At 71.6% G+C, this 5,832-nt stretch carries 6 protein-coding genes; all 6 read right to left on the bottom strand.

What is annotated here, in order from left to right:
• Nucleotides 1-83: 83 nt before the first annotated feature.
• A complete protein-coding gene (locus ACWGDE_RS35205) occupies nucleotides 84-1,373 on the bottom strand; it encodes an IS701 family transposase (RefSeq protein ID WP_453393136.1) in 1,290 nt (429 codons plus the stop codon).
• Nucleotides 1,374-1,445: 72 nt separating this feature from the next.
• A complete protein-coding gene (locus ACWGDE_RS35200; protein WP_453393135.1) occupies nucleotides 1,446-2,093 on the bottom strand; it encodes a TMEM175 family protein in 648 nt (215 codons plus the stop codon).
• A gap of 103 nt (nucleotides 2,094-2,196) precedes the next feature.
• Entirely contained in the window at nucleotides 2,197-2,538 is a 342-nt protein-coding gene (locus tag ACWGDE_RS35195) for a nuclear transport factor 2 family protein (protein ID WP_453393134.1), read from the bottom strand.
• Between the two features lie 14 nt (nucleotides 2,539-2,552).
• Nucleotides 2,553-4,151: an ATP-binding protein gene (locus tag ACWGDE_RS35190; RefSeq protein WP_453393133.1), complete on the bottom strand. Its 1,599-nt coding sequence runs from the start codon at nucleotides 4,149-4,151 to the stop codon at nucleotides 2,553-2,555.
• On the bottom strand, nucleotides 4,148-5,329 hold the full coding sequence (locus ACWGDE_RS35185) for an MFS transporter (protein WP_453393132.1): 1,182 nt from the start codon (nucleotides 5,327-5,329) through the stop codon (nucleotides 4,148-4,150). The genes ACWGDE_RS35190 and ACWGDE_RS35185 overlap by 4 nt, the downstream gene beginning before the upstream one ends.
• A gap of 119 nt (nucleotides 5,330-5,448) precedes the next feature.
• On the bottom strand, nucleotides 5,449-5,832 hold a 384-nt coding region (locus ACWGDE_RS35180), incomplete at its 5' end, for a hypothetical protein (protein WP_453393131.1).

Genomic DNA, 5,832 nt, shown 5'->3' with positions numbered 1-5,832 from the left:
GCCGCTGACGGCGACCACCGTGGCCAGGGCGAAGTCCTGTCCGGCGGCGCACCACGCGCGTAGTTCCGCCGCGATGTCGAGCATCAGCGGATGTACTCGCGGCGCGGACCCTGTCCCGGGACCCGCGGCCTGGCCGGCGCCGCGGGGGGTACGGCGGCGCGGGCGACGGCCGGGTGGGCGCCGCGGGCCGGGCCGGGGTACGGCCGGGGTTCCCGGCCGCGGGCTCCGAGCAGCATCGCGGCGTGGGCGACGCTGGCGAGGGTGGCGTGGTGGTGCCAGCCCCGGAAGGAGCGGCCCTCGAAGTCCCGGATGCCGGCGGGTTCGCAGACCTCGGTGAAGTCGAGCGCGACCCGGTCGGTGAGCTTGGCGAGCAGGAACAGCTGGGCGAGCGGCCGGTCGCCGATGTTGGTGATCCAGAACTCCGAGGGCAGCAGGGCCGCTTCGGTCCACGCTCCGACCAGCAGCAGCGGGGTGGGCGGCGCGGGTACGAGCCGCTCCTCCCCGGGGGTGGCGAAGACGGCGGCCGAGGTGAGCAGGGTCACCGCTCCTTCGGCGCGGCCGTGCCGGGTCCATTCGACGACGCGGCGCTGGGAGCGCAGGGAGTCGATGAGTTCCCGGGCGGGCGCGGTGTGCGGGCCGGGCTTGTGGCGGCCTGCCCCGCCGAAGGAGACGGGCAGGGTGCCGTCCACTTTGAATACGAAGGGGATGTCCTGGAGCGCGAAGGACTCTATGCACTGCGGGAGTTCGGTGTTGGCCACCTCCATCACCACGGGCCTGCGCTGGAGTTGCCAGGTGGCGGCCATCCGCTGGACGGCGTGTACGGCGTCCTGGGCGGGGGTGAGCGAGCGTGCGGTGTCGGGAATGCCGGCCCGTCGGCGGCGCAGGAGTTCGGCCGTCCAGGGCCCGGGGAGGGTGAGGGTCCATTCGACGGGGAAGCCTGCGTCGCTGGATGCGAGCCAGATGCCGCTGGCCTGCTGGCAGTTGGCGGTGCGGCCGAGCTGGGGGACGAACTGGCGGCCGACTCCCACCGAGCGGTCGCCGGCCTTCTCGATGACCATGGGCTGGACCACCCAGGCCAGCGGCCGCTGGGCGGTGCGTTCGAGGTGCTGGGCGAGGGAGCGGCGGACGGGTGTCCAGTCCCAGGGGGACTTGCTGATGAACTGCTGCAGGCTCTGCTCGACGGAACTGGCCCCCGTTCCGGCGATGTTACGTATTGTTTTCTTTCCGTTGGTCCGCACGAGGCCGTTCAGATATACGCGGGCCCAGTTTCGCTGGTCCCGCCGGGGTAAGGACTCGAAGAAGAGCGAGATCAATACGTCGATCAATTCGGAGATTTCCTTGGTGGATTCCTCCGGCAGGACTACGCGAGCCATCTGGGCCTCCCCCGCGACCAGCTAGATCCAATACCCTACTTGACCGTGGAGAACGGCCGTAGGCCCCGGCGGCTACTTCCTGAGGTCGCTGGCAGTTTCGAGCCGCTCTTCTTCTACCACGAGGGGGATGGGGATCTGGTTCGCCGCATAATAGAGCGCGATCAGGAAGTGTGCGACAAGCGTGAGCGGTGCGGAGAAAAACGCCAGGGCGACGGTGCAGGGGTAGGCCACGGCGCCCAGACCGAAGCGCACCCTCGTGGCGCGGGCCCCGTCCTTGTCCACCTGTTCGTGGAAGAGGTGCCCGACGCGGGTGACGTACCACCAGAAGGCCAGGAACGCCAAGGCGTAGGCCACGGTGACAAGACTGTAGAGGACGGCCGCGGCATTGGCCGAACCGCCTTCCTCCATGAGGTGCTCGGCGAGCACATTGGTCGTGTACGGGACGACCGACACCACCATCAGCACCAGGAGGTTCAGGAACAACAACGGACGGTCGACGCGCTTGATGTGACTGAAGATGGTGTGGTGGTTCACCCACATCACGCCGATGATGAGGAAACTCACCACATAGGCGGAGTAATGCGGCCACTGTTCCCGCACTCCGTGCCAGAAGTCGGATCCCGTTTCTTCCGGAACCTTCAATTCCAGAACGAGGATGGTGATGATGACCGCGAATACGCCGTCACTGAATGCCTCGACCCGACCGGTTTCGGTTTCCATGACCTCCCCTTCACACTTCTTGCATATATCTAAGACCCGTCACACATGCGGGGAGGGCGCACATCCCCCGCCCTCCCCGCACACGTTACCCAGATATCGGGAGTCAGCCGCCGAATCCGGCGGTCTGGCGCCAGATCCGGCCATCGCGGACGACCAGTGTCCCGAACGCGTGCTCCGGTTCGCCGTTGAGATTCATGATCGCCCGATAGAAGATCGTGTCGTCCGTTTCCACGTATTCCTGCAGCTCGACGAGGGTGGGCTTGACCGTCAGGTAGCCGGTGAAGGTCTCGCGCACCGCGTCGATGCCGACGGAGACCCCCTCGAAGCGCAACAGCACCGCGTCGTCGGTGTAGTTCTTCATGACCGCCTCGATGTCCAGGGCGGCCAGCGCCTCCATCTGCCGGACGAACACCGGGTGCAGCGTGGAGATGTCGTACTTGGTCATGTCGACTCCTTCTCTCAACTGGGGCGGGGAGCGGGGCGGGAACCGGGGCCCGGACCGGGATGGGAACCGGCGCGGGAACCGGCGCGGGAACCGGCGTGGGAACCGGTTTGGGAACCGGTTTGGGAACCGGGGTGGCCGCCGGCGCCGGCCGACGGACCGGTCCCGGCGAGCGGCAGCCGGACGGTCATCCGGGTCTCCCCCGGACGCGAGCGGGCCGTGATCGAGCCGTGGTGGCGCTGGGTCACGATGCGGTAGCTGAGGTGCAGCCCCAGCCCCGTTCCCTTGCCCACGTCCTTGGTGGTGTAGAAGGGCTCGAAGATCCGGGGCAGGGATTCCTCGGGGATGCCCGAGCCGGTGTCGGTGATCTCCACGACCATGCAGACGCCCTCGACCCGGACGTGCAGGGTGAGCGTGCCGTCGCCCTCCATGGCCGCGGCGGCGTTGTCGACCAGGTTGGTCCACACCTGATTCAACTCGCTCGGATAGCCCGTCAGTTCGGGCAGGTCCGGCTCGTACGCGCGCACGATCGCGATCCCGGCGAGCTTGGCACGCAGGACGACCAGCGTGTTCTCCAGTCCGTCGGGTACCGAGAAGCGCTGTTCGGGGGCCCGGTCGAGATTGGCGTAATCCCGGGTCGCCGCGACCAGTTGGGAGATCCGGGGACCGGCCGCCCGCAGCTCGGCGGCGAGCGAGCGGATCTCCAGGAGCGCGGCCAGGTGGTCCAGCGCGGCGGGCAGGGCCGGCTCGCCGACCCCCTCCAGCCGGTCCAGCAGCCAGCCCAGCTCCAGCCCGAGGTCGCCGATCCCCGAGCCGAGCAGCCCGGGCCGCCGCGCACCCGTCTCCTCGGCCCAGTCCGCGACCTCCTCCTCCGCGTCGGCCTGCGCCAGCGGATCGGTGACCACGGGCGGGGCCAGCTTGTCCAGTTCCTCGGCCAGCCGGTCGAACACGGAGCGCTCCGCGCCCGAGGCGGTCGCGCCCCAGGCCTGGGCGGTGCGGGTCAGCTCCTCCAGGGCGGGCGCCAGTTCCTGCGCGGCCCGCGCCACGGCGGCGGCCGGGTTGTTCAGCTCGTGCGCGAGGCCCGCCGCGAGGGTCCCCAGCGCCTCGACGGTGGCCCGTTTGCGGGCCTGGACCTCGGAGGACTTGATGCGCCAGGCCAGTACGGGGATCAGTACGGCGGCCACCCCGTGGCAGCGGGTCAGCATCTCGAAGAAGACCGCCTTCGGGTACGCCACCACGGTGGTGGCGGGACCGCTGGCGGCGGCGGTGGCCACGTAGGCCCCGTCGGTGAGCAGCGGCAGCTCGCCGGTGAACCGGTGCGCGGCCGCGGGTTTACCGTCGTGGCCCTCGGCGGCGGCCCCCTCCTCCTCGGTGGAGTGCCGGGTCAGCACCTCCTCGCGCCCGTCGACGACCTTGGTCACCACGAGCCCGCCCGAGAGCAGGACGTGGAAGCCGGTCGCCTCCTCGCCGTCCCGGAAGAGGACCTCCCCGTCGGCGAGGACCCGCGGTTCGGAGACCGAGACCAGCCAGTCCAGTTGCTCCGCGGTGAGCCCGGCGAAGATCTCCAGCCCGCTCAGGGCCTCGCGCAGACCGGTGGCGGCGCGGGTCGGGCTCATGACGTACCCCCCTGGGTCCGCGTGCGGGCGGCCAGCCGCAGGGTGGCCAGCAGGGCCAGGGCGCACACCGCGGCGACGGCGGCCATGAAGCCGACCGAAGTCCGGTGCAGGCCGTGGATGTTGGTGAGCAGTCCGGCGAGGACCGCCGGCACGCTCATCGCGAGGTAGGCGAACACGTAGACGGCGGCGGTCAGTTCGCCCCGGTGCTCGGGTTCGGCCAGCTCGCTGAGGGCGCGGAAGGAGCCGAGGAAGGCGGCGCCCCAGCCGGCTCCGAGGACGGCGGTGGCCGCGAGGAACACGGGGGCCGAGCCGAGGCCGAGCCCGAGCAGCACAAGGGCGAGCCCGGCCAGCAGCCCCAGCAGTCCGAGGACGGCCGTGCGCAGTGCCGCGGTGCGGCCCAGCAGCAGCTGGGCGGCGGTGGCGGCGCCCGCGAGCAGGGCCACGGTGGCACCGCCGGCCAGGTAGTTGGTGCTGCGGAGCAGGGAGAGGGCCAGGTGCGGCCCGAGCGAGAGGTAGAAGCCGCCGACCGACCAGACGGCGACGATGGTCAGGATCAGTACGGCGAACCGCCCGCGGGCGGCGGCGGGGACGTGGATGCGGTGCGGGGCGATCCTGAAGCGGCGGCCGGTGGCGGGCGGCCGGGCCGGCGCGCTCTCCCGCATCCGCACGACGCCGACCAGGGTGAGCCCGAAGGCCCCGACGAGCAGCAGGTAGGTCAGTACGGTCGGCGCGGGCGCGTACTGGACCAGCAGCCCGGCCCCGATCCCGCCGAGGCCGATGCCGACGGTCGGGCCCGCGCTGTTGACCTGGGCGCCGAGCGCGGGCCGGGAGCGCGGGGCGAGTTCCAGCAGGGCGGCGCCCATGGCCCCGGTGGCCAGGCCCACGGCGAGCCCCTGGACGGCGCGGGCGGCGAGCAGCAGCCCGAGCCCCCGGGCCCCGGCGAACAGGCCCATGGAGATCATCGCGAGGACCAGTCCGGCGCCGAGCACGGGCCGACGGCCGAGGGTGTCGGACAGCGACCCGAACAGCAGGAGTCCGGCGAGCACGGTGACGGCGTACAGGGCGAAGACCACCGTGATCATGCCCGAGGACAGACCCCATTCCTGCTGGTAGAGCACGTAGAGGGCGGAGGGGACGGAGGAGGAGAGCATCAGCAGGACGAGGACCGCGCCCACCACTCGGAAACCCGAGCCTCTCGGTGCTCCGGCCGCGCCGGCGGCTGGGCGCAAGGTGACCCCCGTGGTGGTCGCGGTCGTCGGAAACGGTTCCACTGCGTCAACTCCCCGTTGGTGGGCGGTCAGGCCAGGGCCTGGGCTGCCCTCGCCAGCGCTCGGGCGGTGAGGACCCCCGCGAGGTGGCCCAGGTACTCGGCCGAGGTGCCGCGCCCGGGGACGAACAGCTCCCGGGGCTCGGCGCGGAAGGCCGCGAGCACGCTCTCGGTCGTGTACGGGCCCCCGCCCAGGCGGTCCTCGACCCCGCGCAGCCGCAGCGCGCGGGCGGTGGCCCCGGTGACCGCGATGCGCGGCCCGTCGGGGGTGATCCGTACGGCGGCCGCGCACACCGGGTAGCGGGTCGCCCGGTCGGCGGTCTTCTCGAAGGCGGCGCCCGCTCCCGCCTCGGGCACCAGGAGGGCGGTGAGGACGGTGCCGGCCGGGACCCCGGAGGCGGCGAGCTCCTCGGC

The sequence above is a fragment of the Streptomyces sp. NPDC054956 genome (genome assembly GCF_053609185.1).
Note: the sequence above shows the minus strand (reverse complement) of the source record. Positions and strands in the feature narration are given on the sequence as shown.